20 protein-coding genes and 1 pseudogene are annotated in these 19,161 nt (G+C 66.1%); 9 read left to right on the top strand and 12 right to left on the bottom strand.

Annotation, left to right across the window (positions count from 1 at the left end):
- Positions 1 to 4 precede the first annotated feature (4 nt).
- Positions 5 to 1,048 carry an aromatic ring-hydroxylating dioxygenase subunit alpha gene (locus QW863_RS33965; RefSeq protein WP_315718240.1) on the bottom strand — a complete coding sequence of 348 codons (1,044 nt, stop codon included), beginning with the start codon at positions 1,046 to 1,048 and terminating at the stop codon, positions 5 to 7.
- Positions 1,049 to 1,355: 307 nt separating this feature from the next.
- Complete coding sequence (locus QW863_RS33960) at positions 1,356 to 1,964, bottom strand: nuclear transport factor 2 family protein (RefSeq protein WP_315718238.1); 609 nt, start codon at positions 1,962 to 1,964, stop codon at positions 1,356 to 1,358.
- A gap of 842 nt (positions 1,965 to 2,806) precedes the next feature.
- Here QW863_RS33960 and QW863_RS36085 point away from each other — a divergent pair.
- Positions 2,807 to 3,031, top strand: a pseudogene (locus QW863_RS36085) (DnaJ family domain-containing protein); the annotation flags it as partial.
- Between the two features lie 573 nt (positions 3,032 to 3,604).
- Here QW863_RS36085 and QW863_RS33955 read toward each other — a convergent pair.
- The 8 genes from QW863_RS33955 to QW863_RS33920 form a co-directional block, all read right to left on the bottom strand.
- Positions 3,605 to 4,273, bottom strand: coding sequence for a DUF1109 domain-containing protein (locus QW863_RS33955; RefSeq protein ID WP_315718237.1), 669 nt, complete (start codon positions 4,271 to 4,273; stop codon positions 3,605 to 3,607).
- On the bottom strand, positions 4,270 to 4,902 hold the full coding sequence (locus QW863_RS33950; protein WP_315718236.1) for a sigma-70 family RNA polymerase sigma factor: 633 nt from the start codon (positions 4,900 to 4,902) through the stop codon (positions 4,270 to 4,272). Before QW863_RS33950 ends, QW863_RS33955 begins: the two co-directional genes overlap by 4 nt.
- Complete coding sequence (locus QW863_RS33945; protein WP_409977990.1) at positions 4,892 to 5,398, bottom strand: DoxX family protein; 507 nt, start codon at positions 5,396 to 5,398, stop codon at positions 4,892 to 4,894. Before QW863_RS33945 ends, QW863_RS33950 begins: the two co-directional genes overlap by 11 nt.
- Positions 5,395 to 6,186, bottom strand: coding sequence for a DNA-binding domain-containing protein (locus tag QW863_RS33940; protein ID WP_315718235.1), 792 nt, complete (start codon positions 6,184 to 6,186; stop codon positions 5,395 to 5,397). Before QW863_RS33940 ends, QW863_RS33945 begins: the two co-directional genes overlap by 4 nt.
- The gene (locus QW863_RS33935) at positions 6,167 to 7,054 is read right to left on the bottom strand and encodes a DUF692 domain-containing protein (protein WP_315718234.1); all 888 of its coding nucleotides are present in this window, start codon (positions 7,052 to 7,054) and stop codon (positions 6,167 to 6,169) included. The genes QW863_RS33940 and QW863_RS33935 overlap by 20 nt, the downstream gene beginning before the upstream one ends.
- A gap of 55 nt (positions 7,055 to 7,109) precedes the next feature.
- Positions 7,110 to 7,457 (bottom strand): DUF2282 domain-containing protein, encoded by a 348-nt coding sequence (locus QW863_RS33930; protein ID WP_315718233.1) that lies wholly within the window; start codon positions 7,455 to 7,457, stop codon positions 7,110 to 7,112.
- A gap of 127 nt (positions 7,458 to 7,584) precedes the next feature.
- The gene (locus QW863_RS33925; protein WP_315718232.1) at positions 7,585 to 8,181 is read right to left on the bottom strand and encodes a TlpA disulfide reductase family protein; all 597 of its coding nucleotides are present in this window, start codon (positions 8,179 to 8,181) and stop codon (positions 7,585 to 7,587) included.
- Positions 8,178 to 8,516 carry a hypothetical protein gene (locus tag QW863_RS33920; protein ID WP_315769939.1) on the bottom strand — a complete coding sequence of 113 codons (339 nt, stop codon included), beginning with the start codon at positions 8,514 to 8,516 and terminating at the stop codon, positions 8,178 to 8,180. Before QW863_RS33920 ends, QW863_RS33925 begins: the two co-directional genes overlap by 4 nt.
- A 525-nt stretch (positions 8,517 to 9,041) precedes the next feature.
- Between QW863_RS33920 and QW863_RS33915 the strand changes: the two genes are divergently transcribed.
- The 4 genes from QW863_RS33915 to QW863_RS33900 all read left to right on the top strand — a co-directional run bounded on the left by QW863_RS33915 (position 9,042) and on the right by QW863_RS33900 (position 14,864).
- Positions 9,042 to 9,995: an ABC transporter ATP-binding protein gene (locus QW863_RS33915; protein WP_315718229.1), complete on the top strand. Its 954-nt coding sequence runs from the start codon at positions 9,042 to 9,044 to the stop codon at positions 9,993 to 9,995.
- Positions 9,988 to 12,912, top strand: coding sequence for a Gldg family protein (locus QW863_RS33910; protein WP_315718228.1), 2,925 nt, complete (start codon positions 9,988 to 9,990; stop codon positions 12,910 to 12,912). Before QW863_RS33915 ends, QW863_RS33910 begins: the two co-directional genes overlap by 8 nt.
- Positions 12,909 to 14,063: a DUF4340 domain-containing protein gene (locus QW863_RS33905; protein ID WP_315718227.1), complete on the top strand. Its 1,155-nt coding sequence runs from the start codon at positions 12,909 to 12,911 to the stop codon at positions 14,061 to 14,063. Before QW863_RS33910 ends, QW863_RS33905 begins: the two co-directional genes overlap by 4 nt.
- A 321-nt stretch (positions 14,064 to 14,384) precedes the next feature.
- Positions 14,385 to 14,864, top strand: coding sequence for a VOC family protein (locus QW863_RS33900; protein WP_315718226.1), 480 nt, complete (start codon positions 14,385 to 14,387; stop codon positions 14,862 to 14,864).
- Positions 14,865 to 14,903: 39 nt separating this feature from the next.
- On the opposite strand, the gene QW863_RS33895 is transcribed toward QW863_RS33900, so the two are convergent.
- Positions 14,904 to 15,623: a class I SAM-dependent methyltransferase gene (locus QW863_RS33895; RefSeq protein WP_315718225.1), complete on the bottom strand. Its 720-nt coding sequence runs from the start codon at positions 15,621 to 15,623 to the stop codon at positions 14,904 to 14,906.
- A gap of 267 nt (positions 15,624 to 15,890) precedes the next feature.
- On the opposite strand from QW863_RS33895, the gene QW863_RS33890 reads away from it, so the two are divergent.
- From QW863_RS33890 to QW863_RS33875, 4 genes are all read left to right on the top strand, one after another.
- Positions 15,891 to 16,199 (top strand): hypothetical protein, encoded by a 309-nt coding sequence (locus tag QW863_RS33890; protein ID WP_315718257.1) that lies wholly within the window; start codon positions 15,891 to 15,893, stop codon positions 16,197 to 16,199.
- A 269-nt stretch (positions 16,200 to 16,468) separates the two neighbouring features.
- The gene (locus tag QW863_RS33885) at positions 16,469 to 16,867 is read left to right on the top strand and encodes a hypothetical protein (RefSeq protein WP_315718224.1); all 399 of its coding nucleotides are present in this window, start codon (positions 16,469 to 16,471) and stop codon (positions 16,865 to 16,867) included.
- 73 nt (positions 16,868 to 16,940) lie between these two features.
- Positions 16,941 to 17,747, top strand: a complete 807-nt coding sequence (locus QW863_RS33880; protein ID WP_315718223.1) for a sensor histidine kinase — start codon at positions 16,941 to 16,943, stop codon at positions 17,745 to 17,747.
- Positions 17,738 to 18,109, top strand: coding sequence for a signal transduction histidine kinase (locus QW863_RS33875; protein WP_315718222.1), 372 nt, complete (start codon positions 17,738 to 17,740; stop codon positions 18,107 to 18,109). Before QW863_RS33880 ends, QW863_RS33875 begins: the two co-directional genes overlap by 10 nt.
- A gap of 19 nt (positions 18,110 to 18,128) precedes the next feature.
- On the opposite strand, the gene QW863_RS33870 is transcribed toward QW863_RS33875, so the two are convergent.
- On the bottom strand, positions 18,129 to 19,049 hold the full coding sequence (locus tag QW863_RS33870; RefSeq protein ID WP_315718221.1) for a LysR family transcriptional regulator: 921 nt from the start codon (positions 19,047 to 19,049) through the stop codon (positions 18,129 to 18,131).
- Positions 19,050 to 19,161: the final 112 nt, after the last annotated feature.

The following is a 19,161-nucleotide window of genomic DNA, read 5'->3' as shown; positions in this document are numbered from 1 at the left end:
CATTCTACTCCGCGGCTTCACGCAGCGGCGTTTCGCGCGCGATCATCCGATCGATGATCCGCCGTGCCCACATTGCGCCTGCATCGATGTTGAGATTGTAGAACACGCGTCCCGGATTCTCGTCCATCGCGCGCTGCTGCGCTTCCAGGATCAGCTCGTCTTCGCGGAAGATGCCCGACACGCCCTCGCGGATCTCCGTCGTCAGCCGCTGCTCGGAGAGCTGGTAGTTGCGGGCGAACGCCCAGAAATAATGGCAGGTCTTGTCGGTCTCTGGCGTGATGGTGTTGAGCACCATGCCGTTGACGCCCTGCGAGCGGTCGCCCTCCGGCGCGCCCGTGCCGGCCGGTGCGACGCCGACGTCGATCGTCACCGTGCACGGCGCTTCGAAGCGGATGATCTGCCAGCGGTCCACCAGACCGGGCTTGCCGAGCTGCTTCGCCCAGAACGGCGGCGGCTCGATACCGCGCATCCAGCGCGTCACGGTTGCGGTGCGCTCGCCATGGGTGACGTCGAACGGCGCTTCCGCCACCGCGTCGTTGCCGATCGACGAGCCGTGCACGAAGGTCTCGTGCGTGAGGTCCATCAGATTGTCGACCACCAGCCGGTAGTCGCATTTGACGTGGATGGTCTTGCCATCGCCGGCCCAGGCCGGATCGTGATTCCAGTGCATGTCGGGAATGGCAGCCGGATCGGCCAGCGCCGGATCGCCCATCCACAGCCAGATGAACCGATGCCGCTCGACCGCCGGATAGGCCCGTACGCAGGCCGAGGGGTTGATGGTCTCCTGCGACGGCATGAAGGTGCAGCGGCCCTGCGGGCTGAATTTCAAGCCGTGATAGCCGCAAACGACGGTGTCGCCTTCCAGCCGGCCCTTGGACAGCGGCACCAGCCGGTGCCAGCAGGCATCTTCGAGCGCGGCGATGGTGCCGTCGGCCTTGCGGAACATCACGACGTGCTTGCCGCAGATCGTCCGCGGCAGCAGGGCCTGCTTGACCTCGGCGTCCCAGGCCGCGGCGTACCAGGCATTCATCGGAAAAGAAGCGGCCATGGCGTGTCCTCGTGGCGGTATACTTCTAGCTGGTCATTGTATACAGCAAACGGGGGAGGAGGCGCAAGTTCCGCCTTCTCCCGGCGGAAAACTGCCAATCCTGTATACAATAGCCGCACGGCGGTTCCGCTTCAAGGAACAAGGCTGACAGACAATCCCTTCTGATTCAAGCACTTGCGCTGATTCCGCTAGGCACTCCGAAAAAGACTCACCCGCTCGGTAACGGCCCCAGAGATCCGCCGGATCAGCCCCCTCGGCGAGAGCTGTTCCGTTCGGAGCGCGGCACCGGCGACGCAGGGGCCGATGATCACAGCCCCTCGCCCCGCAGCCACGCGGCGCCGCACGCATAGAGCGCTTCGACCTCCGGCCCCTTCAGCCCGGGCATGTCGCGCTTCACCGTGTAGCCGATGCGCGTCTGCAGATAGGCGAGATGCCGATACCCCACGGGAAACTGCTCCAGCAGCGCGCGATCCAGCGCCGGCACCGCGCCCGGCGTCACCGGGTCCATGCGATCCTTCTCGTAGATCGGCTGGCGCAGCACGATGCCCCATTTGCCCGCGCGCTTCTCGAGGAAGTCGTAGAAGCGGCCGGTGCAGAGCACGTCGCACACGACGCCTTCGACCTCGGCCCGCTGTGAGATCGTCATCTTGGTCTGGGAGATCGCGCGATGGCCGGCGAGATCGACCGAGATGCCGCCGAGAAAGTGCAGGATGTTGACACCCTTGGCCCAGGCCGCCTTGCTGATCTCGATGAACTCGTCACCGGTGCCCTGCGTCCACGTCGCCATCATCCGCCCATCCGGATGCCACACCGTGCGGAAACGCTCCCAATCACCGGCATCGCGCCAGATCGCCCAGTTCTGCAACAGTTCGCGGATCTGACGGTCGTCCTCGATCTCGGTGGCGGTCTTGGTCATGTGCATTTCCTCCGTGTTGCGCGGCTGCTGAATACATGGATCGGAGCAGCGCTGCAAAACTCACATTGCTGGTGATGAAGTCCAAAACGCGCCAAGCATTCGATGTCGTCCCGGGCAAGTCCGACAACGCGGAGCGTTGGCCGACGCCGACCCTGGATCCATACGCCGCGGCGGATGTGGCTGGGCGAGAATGGTCGACCATCGTGCCTCGCACATCTCCCTGGGGTTATGGATCCCGGATCGGCGCGCGCGTTGCGCGCTTGTCCGGGACGACAGTTGAGTAGATGTCGACACCTTCGGCCTCATCACGGAGGCGAACTGATAAGCATCTTTCATCCCGCGGCACGTCGTGCCCGGGTGATGCAGCATTCGTGTCCCTCTGAACAACGAGAGGGCGCGAGGAAGGCCGGACCTCGGCTGAGGCCCGTGGCCCGCCTGCTCAAAAGAATGCAGGCGGCAGGTACCACAGGTACAGCCGGACAGACCCGGCCTTCCCCGCGCGATCGGTTTTAACGGTGTCCTTCGTGCTCTCCCTGGGGATCGGCGTTCTTGCCCCCATCGCCCGCGCGTGCCGTCACAGCAACGACCCCGGACTTGACCTCAGCGTCGAGAGGCCAGGACCACACGACTTCGCCGTCCGTAACGCCCGCGCTCGTCAGGCGCAGCCGTCACGTCCATCGCAGCCCGCCTCCACGTTCGTGACGACGCGTACGTCCCTCTGCTCGAGGCGGGATACCGGATATAAGCATAATTTCTGAAAAACAGCAACCACTATTTTTGCCGCCGATCTCGGCCGGTGATGGCCTCGTGCCGTCGATGCGACAAAAAAGGTCCGGCCGGGCATGACGGAGCGTAAGCCACTGACCGCGAGCTGCGAGTCCTGGGTCGAGGTGCAGATCCGCATCTGCCCAGGACCATGGCGCATTCGACAATCTGCCGGCGTCGGCAAGCCGCTGGCGGATCTCGATCGGGCGCATGACCCGCTCTGGTGGGTGAAGCAGCTCGTCAGGCGCGAGCAGATCTCGATGCTGCCGCCGTCGCTCGAACTGCTGCGCAACGTCGAGAAGGTATTGGCGACCATCGAGACGCTGCCGGACGAAGCGGCGGTCCGTCGCTGTGATAGACCAGCAGCACGGCGTTGTCATGGTCAGCGGCTGTGGCGCGACGATCGTCAGCTTCGCTTTGCCGTTCGCTCCGGCCACAAAATCATTCGTCGTTCCGGCTCACCCTTCGCGTTGGCGACAACGGCGGTCTTCGCATCCTGTTCGATCAAGGCCGGCCGGACCCCCGCGACGTGGGAGACGTTCTGCGGACCGACAGCGGCCGGCGCGTCGGCGACGAAGGCATGGGGATCGAGCGGCTTCGGCTGCTTCGTCTCCGCCGAGAGGAACGCCGCGTGCGTGACGAACGACAGATGGGTCGCATCGGCGGCCCGGCCGGCGCGAGCGCCGCCAACATCAGCGCCGCACTTGTCTACCCGGCTAGGGGTTTCGATCGTTGCATGGTCTCATTCTCCTCGCGTCCGTGAACATCGACGCGCGATGCGCGTCGCGACAGGGCTATCTGCGCCCGAGCCCGCGGACTGTTCGCTCCAGGCACGACGAAGGTTACCGGTCCGCGTCGGTCGACGAACGGCGAGCTCAGTCGTGCGCGAAGACACGCGGCGCGACCCAGCCGAACATGCGACGGCCGAACAGGCCGCCCGCCCCGATCAGCAGGACAGCCGTTCCGACGTTCCACATCAGGATCATCACCGAGGCGTCGATCGTATGAAACAGCGCGAGCGCCGTCGACGTGATCGCAGATACGGCGACGCCGCCGGTCAAGGCGACGATGGTCGGCCGCAGCCGCGCCGCGTAGCGCAGCATCACCAGCAGGGCCAGCGACAACGGCAGGCTCGTCACGGCGAGCGTCGTGAAGCAGCGGGCCGCCTCGCCGGGGCTCATGCCGTCTGGACCGACCGCAACCCAGTCGGTGAGGCACTGATAGCCGATGTTGGACAGCCATAGCGCCAGCGCCGGCAGCGGCAGCAGCATCCACCACCGCGAGCGGTCGGGAAGGCTGACCAGGAATGCCGCAATCGCGGCCAGCACGCCGGTCAGGATCGAGCCGACGAGGCTGGTCACGAATGGCGCATCGTGCAGACGCTGCACCAGATCTGGACGGATCCCCTGGTTGACGGCGAGCAGCGCCACCACGGCACCGGCCCCGATCAGCCAAGTGCAGGCGCGCAACAGCGGGGGCCGCAGCCGCTTCACGGGCCGCATGTCAGTCGCAAGAGAGTTGATCAGATCGTCGGTCTTGATCATGGCTCGTTCCGCGGAATGAGCAGCTTCTGAAGGCTCTTCAGAGCGCGGTGCATGTTCACCTTCAATGAGGTCGTGGACATTCCGGTTGCCGCCGAGGCCTCCTTGAGCGACAGCTCCCTGAGCTTCAACAGCCGCACGGCCTGCTGCTGCGCTGGCGGGAGATTGTCGATCGCCAGCTCCAATTCGCGGCGGTCGGGCGCCGCCTCCACGCCGGTCTCGGGCTCGGCTGCGATCTCGTGCTCGGGAGACAGCACAGTCTCGCGCCGCCATTGGCGCGACTGCCGCCGTACTCGGTCGATCAGGCGACGGTTGGTGATGGTCACCAGCCACGGCGCGAACGGGCGCGTCGGATCATAGGTGTGGCGGATCGAGTGGATGGTCAACAGCACGTCCTGCACCGCATCCTCGATGTCGCTGCGCTGCCTGCGGTGCCGCGCCGCGAGAGAGCGAAGGTAGGGCGTGATCTCCTCCAGCAGCCGCTGATAGGCGACACGATCGCCCTCCTGGGCATGCGCCATCAGAATCGCCCAATCGAGCGCGCGGCGTCCCGGCTTGACGTCCGCCCCGCTCTGCGCGTCCACCGCGACGAGCCTCAGCCGCGGCGCAGGAGCGCTCTGGTCACTGCCCATCGGCGCTCTCCAGTTTTCGACCGAGCGGCACGACGAGTTGATCGACGCTGAAGGGCCCGTGCCCGAGCGCGATGATCGCAACCGCCATCGCAGCCCAGGGCAGATGAAAATTGGCCCAGCCATCCGGGACGACGAGCTGGATGAAGGCGGTCATGACCAACAGCCCGAGCGCGCTGACCCTGGTCGCCAGCCCGACCACCAGGAGCACCGGCAGCACGATCTCGGCCACGCCATCGAGATGAGCGAAGGCTGCGGGCCAGGGAAAGTCATAGGTCTGTCCGAACAGGTGAAGCTTGAATTCGTCCTCGAACAGATACACCGCGGACGGCGACAGCGACAGCAAGCCATCCCATTTGGTGAGTCCGGATTTGAAGAACGGCACCGCGAGCGCGATGCGCAGCATCGGCGGCGCCACGATGAGAGCCAGTCGCGCGAGCCGATCGATCGCATCCGACATGGCCAAGGTGAGCGCCCGGCGGCCCGCGATCGTGCTCATGACGCCTCCCCCATCGTCGCGCGGTCGAAGCCGATCACCGCTCCGCCATGGATCAGATCGTGGAGGGTGCCGGCGAGGTCGAAGCCAGCGTCCTCGCGCAGCGCATCTTCGACTGCCCTCAGCATCGACCGCCCGGCCGACAAGGCCTGAACGAACGCGAAACTGCCCGACGGGATCGCGCGAACCACGACGTCGGCCTCGGGACGGACGATCAGAACCGCCTCGCCGCCCGCGTCGAGATCGACCGGGCCGGGAATTCCCTCCGCGACATTCATCTGCCAGACCGTGAGCACGGGAAACGCCGAGCGGACCAGCCGCAGGGATGGATGCAGGCGCAGGCGGAGAGCCGGCAGATCGGCCGGCGCTAGGGCGGCGAAAGCCGCAGGTGTGACCGGCTGGGCTTCCGCCGCATGATAGGCCTCCGCCCAGGCGCGCTCGATCGCCGCGAGATCGGCCAGATAAGGCAGTGCCGATGCCGGTGCGAAGCCGCGAATGAACGCCGCGAAGCCGCTGCCATAGTCGAGCAGGATCGGCGAGCACGGCAGTTCGGACAGCAGATGGCGGCGCGCCATGGCCTGGAAGAACTCCTCCCCGACGATGCGATGAACCGCCGGATAGGCGTCCTTCAGCGTCGCCGTCAAGCCGGCCACGACATTGTTGCGATAGACGCCGAACCGGCGCCCGCTCGGCGTCCCATCCGGTCCAACCAGGCCGGGAGGCACCGGCTGCGCGGGATCGAGCAGTGCGCGCGCAAAGCCGCCAAGACGTTCAGCAAGCGGCGGCGTCACAGGCCACCTCCATCGTCGGCGAGAGCATGATGGCCTCGGCCCGGCGCGCCTCCGCCGCGAGCACCGGCCATGGCGGCACCTCGGCGTCCCACTCGATCAATGTCGGCACCGGGCCGGTCGCGCGGATCGCATGCGCACACAGCGACCAGACGACGTCGTCGACCGGCCGGTCGTGGGTGTCGATCAACAGCGGCCTGCCGTGCTCGTCGGCTTCGCGGGCGTGGCCGGCGAGATGGATCTCGACCACCTGCGCGAGCGGAAAGGCGGCAAGATAGCCATGCGGATCCCACTGCTGATTGGTCGCAGCGACATGGACGTTGCTGACGTCGAGCAGGAGACCGCAGCCGGTGCGACGCGCGATCTCGGCGATGAAGTCGGGCTCGGACCAGTTGCTCTCGGCGAACGCGACATAGGTCGATGGATTCTCCAGCAGCATCCGCCGGCCGAGCACGCTCTGCACCTCGTCGATGTGATCGCAGACGCGGATCAGGGTCTCGCCCGTATAGGGAACGGGAGGCAGATCGTTGAGGAAACCGGTATCGTGCGTCGACCACGCCAGGTGCTCCGAGAACAGCCCCGGCTCGTAGCGGTCGACCAGATGCTTGAGACGGCCGAGATGGGCCTGGTCGAGCGGGCGGTCGGCACCGATCGACAATCCGACTCCATGCAGCGACAGCGGATAGCGCTCGCGAATAGCCGTGAGATAGCGGTGCGGTGGCCCGCCCGCGCCCATGTAGTTCTCGGCGTGAACCTCGAAGAAGCCGATATCGGGCCACGTTTCGACGATGCCGCGATAGTGCTCGGCCTTGAGGCCGACGCCGCCCCGCGCGGGGATCCGTCCGGCCGTCGAGAATTGTGCGCGTGCCACCCGAAGACTCCGATCGAGAGAAATGGCGGGCTGCAAGCAGCCCGCCGGCAATGTCTCAGGCCTTCGGCGTCAGGCTACCCGGCCCCTTGGGGGTCTGCATCGTCGTGCAGGTGCCCTTCGGCTCGAGCTTGAACGCATTGCCCTGATAGTCGGTCATGCTGGTGCCCGCGCAGGTCGTGCCGGCGCCGGCGAAGCAGTCGTTCTGGCCCTTCAGCGCGACGCCGAAGCACTTCTCCATCTTGCCGTCCTTCATGGCCTTCATGGTCTCGGCCTGCTTGGCCTTCATCATCTTTTCCATGTCGCCCTTGGCCATCGTCTCCGCCGAGGCGGATGTGACGGCGAGCGCGCCGGCAGCGACCGCAAATGCACCGACGATCATTGCGGACAGCGTGCGATTGGACATGCGTGTTCCTCCATTCTCCGGGTTCAGCCTGCGGACATTGCAGGTGTCTGGCGGCCATCGGCGCGCCTGTACGATGGTTCGCTCCAGTGCGTTGGAAGGTTACGTCGTCTGCTTCGCGATTCATCATTCAGTTGCGCCCGAGATAGTCGAGCAGATCGGCCGCCGCCGACGACGACCAGTCGGCCGCACCCGGGAGGTATCCGACGATCAGTCCTGAAGCCGAGATCAGATAGGTGATCGGCATGCCATACAGCGTGAACGGCGCAGGCCTGCCGCGACCGTCACCGGATTGCGCCACGTACCCGTTCGGATCGAGGCAGATTGGCAGCGACGTCAGCCGCAGCGAGCGCACGAAACGACCGACACTGTCGCAATCGCTGCGGTCTTCGGACACCGCAACGACGTGCAGGCGCTCGCGCCCGACGCTGCGCGCGAGCCGATCGAGCTCCGGCAGCTCGATGCGGCAGGCCGTACACCACGAGGCCCAGAAGTTCAGCACGATTGGCGCGCCGCGCAGCGCGGCCAGATCGAGCGTACCGCCGTCGAGGCGAAACAGCCGCAGCGCCGGCAGGCTCTGCTGCGGCCGCAGCAGCGTGAGCTGATGACGGCCGGCTGCGAAGGCCGGGACCTCGTCGTCAGCAGACCCTGCCGAAGCGGGGCCGGCGCCTGCCATGAGCGCCGTCAACACACCGCCGATCACCTCGCGCCGTGTCGCAACAATCATCCCGCCCGTTCCTCGACGGCGAGGGCGGGCGAGGACTGCGGAACGGCCGGCCGGAACGCGATGAAGAAAAACAGCGGATTGGGCAGCCAGTACAGCCATCCGATCGACGGCTCGCGCCGGCCGTCCGGAAGCTTCAGGTCGAGCCACACGTACAGGAACTTGTAGATGCAGAGTCCGGGGATCCAGTTCGGACGCAGATGGCACGTTCTCAGGCAGCGCCGCCGGATGTAGAAGTTGCCCTCGAACGGCGTGATGTCCCAGAGACCGACCGGCCCCTCGGCGATCACCTCGCCGCTCGGACGATGGGTAATGCGCACGATGCGCGGGCGCCTCACATGCAATTGGATACCTCCCGCCGGCGTGTCCTGATACTGCCATTCGACGGTACGATGGCGGACCAAGAAAGGTTACCAGGCCACGCGCAGCCGCGGCGAAGTCATGAGCACCGGCGCGGATCGCGGTCAGCGCAGCGCGTGCGTTCGAGTTGCCCGCTCACATCCAATTGACCGGTCGTGATCGATCCAGAGCGGCGGCCCCCGCTTGATTCATTCGATCGCGTCCGATTAGTTAGCCGCAACCAACAGAACGGCGGAAACACAGTTTCACGACCTCCCAAGGTTTGCACAAGGCTTCGTCGTACGATGTGCTCTTCCGGATGACGACTCTCCCCATCGCACAGGCCGGGCCGCTCTGAACCGCCGCGCTCAGCGCACCCGACCACCTCAGCTTTCCCCGCTGACGACCGCCGGTTCGGTCGGCCAGATCCTTTCAGCTGCATCCGACGCGTGCCGCCGGTGATCGATCCTGCGTGTCGATCAGGACCTGGCGCTGCGACGGCCAACTCAGGAGCGACGCCCCGCATGATCTCCGCCGAACACCTGACCCGCCAATACGGGTCATTCACCGCCGTCGACGACGTCTCCTTTGAGGTCGGCGACGGCGAGATCGTCGGCCTGCTCGGGCACAACGGCGCCGGCAAGACCACCATCATGAAGATGCTGACGGGCTATCTCGAGCCGACCGCCGGCACGGCGACCATTCATGGCCATGACATCGGCACGCAGCGCCGTCAGGCGCAGGCGCTGATCGGCTACCTGCCGGAGAATTGCCCGCTGTATCCGGAGATGACGGTGGTCGAATTCCTCGACTACGCCGCGGAGCTGAGGGGAATCCCGCCGGGCGCCCGGGCGCAGGCGCTGCGCGACGCCATCGCCGCCACCGGCCTTGGGGAAAAAGCCACCGCGCCGATCGCGAGCCTGTCGCGCGGCTACCGGCAGCGGACCGGCGTCGCGCAGGCGATCCTGCACAAGCCGAAGATCGTGATCCTCGACGAGCCGACCAACGGGCTCGATCCGTCGCAGATCGCCCAGATGCGTGGACTGATCAGGGATCTCGCGAAGACCGCCACGGTGATCCTGTCGACCCACATCCTGCAGGAGGTGCGCGCCGTGTGCGAGCGCGTGCTGGTGATCAACCGCGGCCGGCTGGCGCTCGACACCCGGATGAGCGATCTCGGCGGCCCTGGCCGGTTGCGTCTCGTCACCAGCGGGCCGCCAGAACTGGTCGAGCGGCTGGTCACGGGGCTCGGCCTGGTGAAGAGCGTGGAGCGGCTGACGGCCGCCGAGCCCGGCCATGCCTATGCACTCAATCTCAATGGCCACGCGGCCAGCACCGTGGCGCCGGCCGTCGCCCGCGTGATCACCGACAACAAGCTGGATCTGTTCGCCCTGCATCCCGAACAGCGCGATCTCGAAACCCTGTTCGCCGACATCACCGGCGCCGGCGCGCCGACCCGTGAGGCCCTGCATGCATAACGTTCTTCGTATCGCCCGCAAGGAGCTGGCCGTCTTCTTCGCCTCGCCCGCGGCCTTCATCTTCATGGCGGCGTTCCTCGCGGTCACCCTGTTCCTCTTCTTCTGGGTCGACCGCTTCTTCGCCCGCAACATCGCCGACGTCCGACCGCTGTTCGAATGGATGCCGGTGCTGATGATCTTCATCGTGTCGGCCGTCACGATGCGGATGTGGAGCGAGGAGCGGCGCGCCGGCACGCTGGAGTTCCTGCTGACCTCGCCGGTCGCGCCGCTGCAGCTGGTCCTCGGCAAGTTCCTCGCCTGCCTCGCTTTGGTCGCGATCGCGCTGGCGCTGACACTGCCGCTCCCGATCACGGTGTCCATGATCGGCCGGCTCGACTGGGGACCGGTGGCCGGCGGCTATCTCGCCGCGCTGGCCCTCGCCTCCGCCTACATCTCGATCGGCCTGTTCGTCAGCGCCCGCTCCGACAACCAGGTGATCAGCCTGATCGTCTCCACCCTGATCTGCGGCGCGTTCTACCTGCTCGGCTCCAACACGCTGACCTCGCTCACCGGCAACGAAGGCGGCGAGCTGTTGCGCCAGCTCGGGGCCGGCTCGCGCTTCGAGTCGATCGCCCGCGGCGTCATCGACCTGCGCGATCTCTATTACTATCTCAGCATCTTCGGCGTGTTCCTGGTGCTCAACCTCTATGTGCTGGAGAGCCTGCGCTGGTCGTCGCAGGGCCGCGCGCCGCAGCACCGGCGCTGGCGCATGGTGGCCGCGCTGACGGTGGCCAATCTCGTCGCCGTCAATCTGTGGCTCGGCCAGCTCCCCGCCGCGCGGGCCGATCTCACCGCCGGACACATCTATTCGATCTCGGACGAAACCCGGAGCTATCTCGGCCAGCTGCAGGAGCCGCTGCTGATCCGCGGCTATTTCAGCGCCCAGACCCACCCGCTGCTGGCGCCGCTGGTGCCGCGGCTGCGCGATCTGCTGAAGGAGTACGAGATCGCAGGACAAGGCAAGGTCCGGGTCGAGTTCGTCGATCCGATGCAGAACGCCGCGCTCGAGGCGGAGGCCAACAAGCAGTACGGCATCCAGCCGGTGCCGTTCCAGACGTCGAGCAAGTATCAGGCGTCGGTGACCAACTCCTACTTCAACATTCTCGTCAAATATGGCGATGAATATACGACGCTCGGCTTCCGCGACCTCATCGAGGTCAAGGAGCGCGGTGACGGCGACAGCGAGCTCGACGTCAATCTGCGCAATCCGGAATACACGATCACCCGCGCGATCAAGAAGGTGCTGAACGGCTATCGCGGCTCCGGCGATGTGCTGGCCGGCCTGCCGCACCCGGTGACGCTGGAGGCCTATATCTCGGCCAAGAACCTGCCCGAGCCGCTCGCCAAGCTGAAGACCGCGCTGCAGGAGCTGATCAAGGACGACCAGAGCAAGACGCCGGGCAAGCTCGACGCGAAGATCGTCGATCCCGACGCGGATGGCGGCCAGATCGCCAAGACCCTGCAGGACGATTACGGCCTCGAGCCGCTCTCGGTCGGCCTGCTCAACCCGAAACGCTTCTGGTTCCATTTGATCCTGAAGAGCGGCGACAAGACCGAGCAGATCCAGCTGCCGGAGCAGCTCGACAAGGACGGCCTGAAGCGCAACATCGACGCCGAGCTGAAGCGCTTCACGCCCGGCGCGCTGCGGACCGTCGCGCTGTACACGCCCCCGGCGCAGCAGCCGATGCCGCAGCTCGGCATCCCCGGCGGCGGCGGGCCGTCGTTCGATCTGCTGCAGCAGAAGCTGCAGGAGAACACGCTCGTCGACGCCACCCAGCTGAAGGACGGCCGCGTCCCCGAGCGCGCCGACATCCTGTTCGTCGCCTCGCCGCAGCAGCTCGATCAGAAGCAGCTGTTCGCCGTCGATCAGTTCCTGATGAAGGGGGGCACCGTGATCGTCGCCACCTCGCCCTATCAGCCGTCGCTGCGCGGCAATCTCGACGTGACCAAGACGCCGTCCGGCCTCGAGGACTGGCTGGCGTTCCAGGGCGTGAAGGTCGGCGACAGCATGGTGCTCGACCGCCAGAACGCCTCATTCCCGATCCCGACCGAGCGCGACGTCGGCGGTGGCATCAAGGTACGGCAGATCCGGCTGATGGACTACCCGTTCTTCGCCGACATCCGCAGCGACGGGCTGGCGCAGGGCGCGGCGCCCTCGGCCGGCACCCAGCAGCTGACGCTGTCCTGGGCCTCGCCGCTGACGATCGACGCCGACAAGGTCGGCAAGAAGCGGAAGATCGTCGATCTGATCCAGAGTTCGCCGCATTCCTGGACCGCCAAGACGACCAACGTCGTGCCGGACTTCAAGGTGCATCCCGACACCGGATTCCCTCCTGCCGAGAAGCAGGGGCGCCAGCTGCTCGGGGCCATGATGGAGGGCGAGTTCACGTCGTTCTTCGCCGGCAAGCCATCGCCTCTCGCCAAGGACGCGGCTCCGCCCAAACCCGACGCGAAGCCCGATGATGCGGCGAAGACGGCGGCTGCCGACGCCAAGCCCAGCATCACCGGCGTGATCTCCCGCTCGCCCGAAAGCGCGCGGCTGATCGTGATCGGCTCGGGCACGTTCCTGTCGGACGACGTGCTGCAGCTCGCCTCCAGCGTCGACCGCACGCAATATCTGGCACCGCTCGACTTCGCCCAGAACCTGGTCGACTGGTCGCTCGAGGACCGCGGGTTGCTGGCGCTGCGCAGCCGCGGCGGCCAGTTCTCGCGCACGCTCGCGCCGATGCAGAGCGGCGGCCAGATGTTCTGGGAATACCTGAACTATGCGCTCGCGCTCGCAGGGCTCGCACTCGTCTACATCGTGCGCCGCGTGCTGCGGCTCGGCGCCCAACGGAGATATCTCAACATGCTCGGCATAGCGGAGGCGCGGACATGAAAGGGCTTCCCATCCTGCTCACCGCGCTGCTGGGTGGCCAGCTCGCGCTGGCTCTCACCTTCGCGGTCAACCGCTCCGATCATGCCGCGTTCGACGCCAAGGAGCCGCTGGTCGCGTTCGCGCCGGCCAAGGTCGATCAGGTCGCGATCGACGACGACGCCGGCCACACCGTCACGCTCGCGCGGAAGGACGGCAAATGGGTGATCCCTGCGTTGTCGGACTTTCCCGCCGACACGACCAAGGTCAATGGCCTGCTCGACCGCATCGCCGGCCTGAAGAAGGGCTGGCCGATCGCGAAGACCGATGCCGCGGCCGAGCGCTTCAAGGTCACCGAAAAGGTTCATGAGCGCCGCGTGGTGCTGACGAGCGGCGGCAGCCGGGTCGGCGAGTTGCTGGTCGGGACCTCGCCGGCCTATCGCCAGGTGCATGTCCGGGCCGGCGATGCCTCTCCGGTCTACGCCGTCGAGCTGGCGACCTACGACATCGGCGCGGAGCCCAGCGCCTGGATGCAGCACGGCATGCTGGATACGCCGCGCGACAAGATCGCCAGCGTGAGCGTCGGTGACGTCACCATCGATGGCAAGGACGGCAAGTTCACGCTGGCGGGGCTCGGCAAGGACGAGAAGCCGCGGCCCGACAAGATCGATGCCCTGGTCAGCGCGATGGCGCATCCTCTCTTCGATGGCGTACGCGGCAAGGGCAAGGCGGCGCTGACCCAGACCGACGCGCCCGACATCACCGTCACGCTGAAGCGGACCGATGGAAGCCAGCTGATCTATCGCTACAAGAAGGACGCCGGTGGCGGCTATCTGTTCACGCGTTCGGCGGAGGACTATCTCTTCCACGTGAGCGCCGACACCGCTGCGCCGATCGTGCTGGCCACGCGCGCGGCATTGATCGAGCCGCCGAAACCGGACAAGGCGCCGAACGCCAACAGCTCGGGCAACAAGAACTCGAACGACAAGAGCTCGGAAGACAAGGTTTCGGGCGCGAAGAGCCCGGACGACAACGCCGCAAAGGCCGAGACGGCAGGCGCCAAGGCAGATCAGGCGCCGGCGGCTGCAGCACTGCAGGCTGCTCCGACGTCATCCCATGGCGCCGATCAGGCCTCTCACGGCGGCGCCGAGCCGCCAAAGTCGCCCGGAGGCTAGGTCCTCACGACGCGCGTATCCGGCTTCGCCGCGAGACTGGAGCCGGATCCCGCGCCGGGTAGCCTATTGTCGCTCGGCCCCGATCAGCCGCTGAGGAAAGGTATGATCAGCCAAGCGCCTCAATCCTTGGCTGTGCCACCGATGATCGTCAGTCGTGGGGGATGAGATTTTTTTCTCGCTCGGCGGCCGGTCGTGTCGGCACCGGCGATGCACGAACGTCCTTGGATCAGCCGGATCGCAACGACCCGGCTCGAGCGTAACCAATGGACCGCCCGGTGAACGAACGACGCGGCCTGCACTTGGAAGGAAGGGACGTCTGCCATGGCAAAGCACAAGAACACGATCTGTCTGTGGTTCGACAAGGACGCAGAGGCCGCCGCGCGCTTCTACGCCGAACTGTTTCCGGACAGCGAAGTGACGGCGGTCCATCGCGCGCCGGGTGACTACCCTTCCGGCAAGGCCGGCGACGTGCTGACGGTGCAATTCACGGTGTGTGGCATCCCCTGTCTCGGCCTCAATGGCGGACCTGCGTTCACCCACAACGAATCCTTCTCGTTCCAGATCGCCACCGACGATCAAGCGGAGACGGACCGCTATTGGAGTGCCATTGTCGGCAATGGCGGCCAGGAAAGCCAATGCGGCTGGTGCAAGGACAAATGGGGCATCTCCTGGCAGATCACGCCGCGCGCGCTCACCGACGCGATGGCAGCCGGCGGAGCCGAGGCCAAGCGCGTGTTTGCCGCGATGATGACGATGAAGAAGATCGACGTCGCCGCCATCGAGGCAGCGCGGCGGGGATGACCCTCGCCAACCGGAGCGCAGCATCGCCGCGCTCCGGCGTCACGGGCGCAGGCACCGCAGATGCAGGAATAGCGGCACGCGCAGCCAGCGCCGGCTGCTGTCGCGGGTGATAATCGCTTCGGGAATGGACGGCTCGCGCAGCGCCTCGATCAGGAATCCCTCCGCTTCCAGCGCTTCGAAGTAGCTCTGCAGCGGACGATGCGCGCTGTGGAAGGTCATGCTGAGCCCGTCGCGCTCGATTGCGTCGCTGAAGGTGTAGGAGTCCAGATAGCTGCCCTGGATGACGAAGGGCGCATCCGATGCCAGGCTCGCGAACCGCCCGGCCGAGTTGAGCGGGTGGACGATCGCCATGCAGAAGCGGCCGCCGCGCCTGAGAACCCGCGCAAGCTCGCGCACCGCGGCCGGCATCGCGTCAACGTCCTGCAGCGACATGAAGGCGATCGCGAGATCCGCGCATGCATCGGCCAGCGGCAGCGCGGCCGCGTCGGCACGCACGACGCCGATCGTGGGATCGGCCGCCCGGGCCGCGGCGATCAACGACGGCGATGCATCGACGCCGACCACTCTGTGCCCTTCGGAGGCGAGATGTCGCGACAGCCGGCCCTCGCCGCAGCCGATGTCGAGCGTGAGCGCACCGGGCGGCGGCAGCAAGCGGCTGAATTGCTCGCGATGGTGGCGCCAGAAGCTGTCGTGACCCGGCGCTCTCGCCCAGGCGAGCCACCGGCCGGCCTCTGCTTCCCACTGCTCGCGCAAATTCATCGCGGCCTCCTCGCCCGACCCTGCGGATTCAAGAGCCGCGCTTCTTAAACTGCTTCCTCGCCCAAGTCATCAGCGGCGCGGTTCGTTACCTGACGGGCATGCCCGTCCGTGTGCCGCTCGAGACCAACAGCGTCCTGTCCGATGTCGCCACAGCGCCGCACAGGCAGCCGTTCGACGCCAAAACAAATGCCACCGCCGGGGAACCATGGGATTGCCAGCAGATTGGTTCCATGACGCAATCCCCGCCCCCGGAGTCATGTCATGACCATGAAGATTCTTACGATCACGCTCGCAGCCGCCGCGAGCACATTGATGGCCGCAGCCGCCTCCGCTGCCCCGCTCACGGCCGGCATATCGATCCTCCCGGAGAGCAGCATCCAGCAGGTTCGCATGGTCTGCAACGAGAACGGCCGCTGCTGGCGCCAAGGCCGCGAACGCCGTGTCATCATCCGAGAAGACCGCGGCGCCTACGGCTATGGCCGGCACGAGCGGCGTGGCTATGAAGGACGTGACTATGAAGATCGTGGCGGCATCGGCATCCACGCGCCCGGCGTGAGCGTCGGAATCGGCCGATAACACGTCCGACGTCTGACTCATGCCAAGGCATCGTGATCAGGACTGCAAATGATCTACAAATGAGCCAGGCATCCGACGTTCGCATGTCGATGCAACGATGCTACGAACGTCGGATGAGCCGCAGGGCCAGACTCGCTCTCGCTTCAGGCGATGGCAGCGACCAGATCCTCACGGCAAATAATTTCGGCTGGACCTCGCTATTGCGCGCGCGCACACCATATGTTGATGATCACCGCGCGTCCCCCGGCTGCCATCGGTGACTGAGAGCCATGCGCTCCCGCCGCGACCAGAAGGCGGACAGCATGTCGAAAACTTCGAACACCTCTTCGAACACCACCACGTCCAGTGCGCGCGTAATTGGTGCGACCGCTCCTGGCGCCGCCATTCTTTGGGCTGCCGATCGTCGCCGCGATTCTGATCCAGTGGCCGCCGTTCGCAGCGGGGCGCTTGCGCCAGTTCACCCCGACAAGCCCTCCGAGCCGGCCAAGCGAGAGCGGTCATCGCTGCACGCGACGCTCGCCACCAGGGCGGAGAATGCGCTGGAGACGGCGGGCCTGATGCAGCAAGGCGGCGAGCGCGCTGCCGCGATCAGGAAGGCGACCATCCTCGCAAACGCCGCCGAGATACTCGGGCATTTCAACGGAAGTGTCCGCTCGCGAACGAAGTGACGCTGGGGCGGCCTGCTCCTGCGTACCATCGTGCCCTCCGAGGGCGGCATCCGGTGCAAGGACATGTCAGCCAATGCTCGAGATCAACCTCACCACAGAGCCTCCTCACGGCACGGTCGTGGATCCCGACTTTCTGCTGACGGAAATCATCGGGCTGAAGCGCCTGCTCGCCGAGGCCGAGAGCAATGCCAAGACCCGGTCCGAGCAGGCCGAAATCGAGGCGAGAGAACGCGAGACGGCGAGCAGGCTGCAAAAGCTCATTCTCGAGGAGCTGCACCATCGCATCAAGAATACGCTCGCGACCGTCACCGCCATCGTCTCCCAGAGCCTCCGCAACGTGCCGGCGACCAAGGATGCACAGCATGCCATCTCCGGGCGGCTCCTGGCCCTCGGACGGGCACACGATCTCCTCCTGCAAGCGAAATTGTCCAGCGGCGATCTCCGCACGGTGATCCGTACGTCCGTCCAGGCCTTCGACACGCCCGACGACTCACGCTTTGCGATCACCGGACCCGACGTGCTGGTGACGCCGGATGCCGTCATCGCCCTCGCGATGACGCTCAACGAGCTATGCACGAACGCCCTGAAGTTCGGTGCGCTGTCCGTGCCGGAAGGACGCGTCGATCTGCTTTGGACCGTCGACCAACGCCGGGTCCGCTTCGCCTGGACCGAAAGACACGGCCCGGTCGTTCAACAGCCCGCCAGCCGAAGCTTCGGAACCCGGCTGATCGAAACGCTCGGCGTGCAGCTCGGCGGCGAGGTTCAGTTGACCTATGCGCCGTCAGGGCTCTCCTACACGTTCGATGCGCCGATCGCCGTTCTCGACTCTCCCGTGAGACCGCCGATGCACGCAACAGAAAGGGATCTCCGATGTCGCTGAGCCAATTTCGCGTCGATGAGCAGCCGCATACGATGGACGGATTGCGCCTGCTCGCCCAGGATGGCGCCGTCGGCGTCGAGGCCTTCGTCAGCCGCAAGGTGATGGACGTCTGGGCCGAGTCGATCGAGCACACGGGCGGCCGGCAGAGCCTGTTTCGTGTCCAATACAATGCGCTGGGACAATTGAACCTTGCTGCGATCGAGCGGATCGTGAGCAGGAAATATCGGCGCGGCGCCGCATCCAACCGTCAGCATCCCTTCATCGAGGTGTTGTTCTCGGATATCGCCGACAGCGGTGAAACGCTCAATTTGAGCGAACTGGTGCGAGAGCCATTGCCGCCGTCATTCCATCGGCTTGCGTGAGACAGACGGACGGCGCACCTCAGGTCTGACCGATCAGGGTGTGCGCGGACGCGGCACAGATCTCCTCGAGGAAGTCGAGGAAGACGCGGGCGCGCGAGGAGATCAGCTTGCGGCTCGGAAAGATCGCGGTCAGCTGGGCGGCGCGAGTGTCGAACACGACCCCCCTGCCGATCTCGACCAGCCGGCCCTCGCCGAGCAACTCGACGCAATAGTGCTCCGGCAGAAAGGAAATGCCGGCGCCGTGGGCGACGGCGCGGCGCACCGCCAGCGGATTGTTGATGCGGGCGACATGCGCACCGACGTCGAAGCGGACGAGATGGCCGTGCTGCTTGATCATCAGGGTGCGATCGCCATAGCGCCGCTCGCAGATCATGAGATGGCGCTCCAGCGCGCGGACGTCCTCGCCGATGTAGTGCGCGGCGAGATAGGCGGGGCTGGTCACCCAGATCAGGCGGCCGCCGATCAGCACTTTCTGCGCCAGCTCGGAATTCTCCTGCACGCCGACCACGACCGCGATGTCGAAGCGGTCGGCCAGCATGTCGATCGCGCGCGTGGTCGCCTCGACATCGAGCTCGATGCGCGGATAGCGGCGGTGGAATTCGGCGAGCTGCGGCGCCAGGATCTCCTCGCAGAACGCCGGCGGCAGCGCCACCGACAGCCGGCCGCTGGGCACGCCGACCAGCCCGGTCATGACCGCGTCGGCTTCCGAGACCTGATCCAGGATCTTCTGACATTGCTGGAAGAACAGCTCGCCCTCGCGGGTCACCCGGACGCGCCGCGAGTTGCGGTCGAACAGCCGGATGCCGAGATCCTGCTCGAGCCGGGCGACCGATTTGCTGACCGAGGATTTCGGCATGCCCAGCGACCGCGAGGCGCCGGTCATGCCGCCGGTCGCCACCACCGCATGGAACACAGGAATGTCCTCGATCCGCCATTTCATCCGAGAGCCGCTCGTTCATCGAGAGAAACGATCCGTGCACGTTAGCATGATTGTCTAGCAGGGGAAACTTCGTATGGTCCGTCCCGGCGCGGCCGCGGGTGACAGTCAGCGG

The sequence above is a fragment of the Bradyrhizobium sp. SZCCHNR1017 genome, assembly GCF_032381375.1.
Taxonomy (GTDB): domain Bacteria; phylum Pseudomonadota; class Alphaproteobacteria; order Rhizobiales; family Xanthobacteraceae; genus Bradyrhizobium.
Note: the sequence above shows the minus strand (reverse complement) of the source record. Positions and strands in the feature narration are given on the sequence as shown.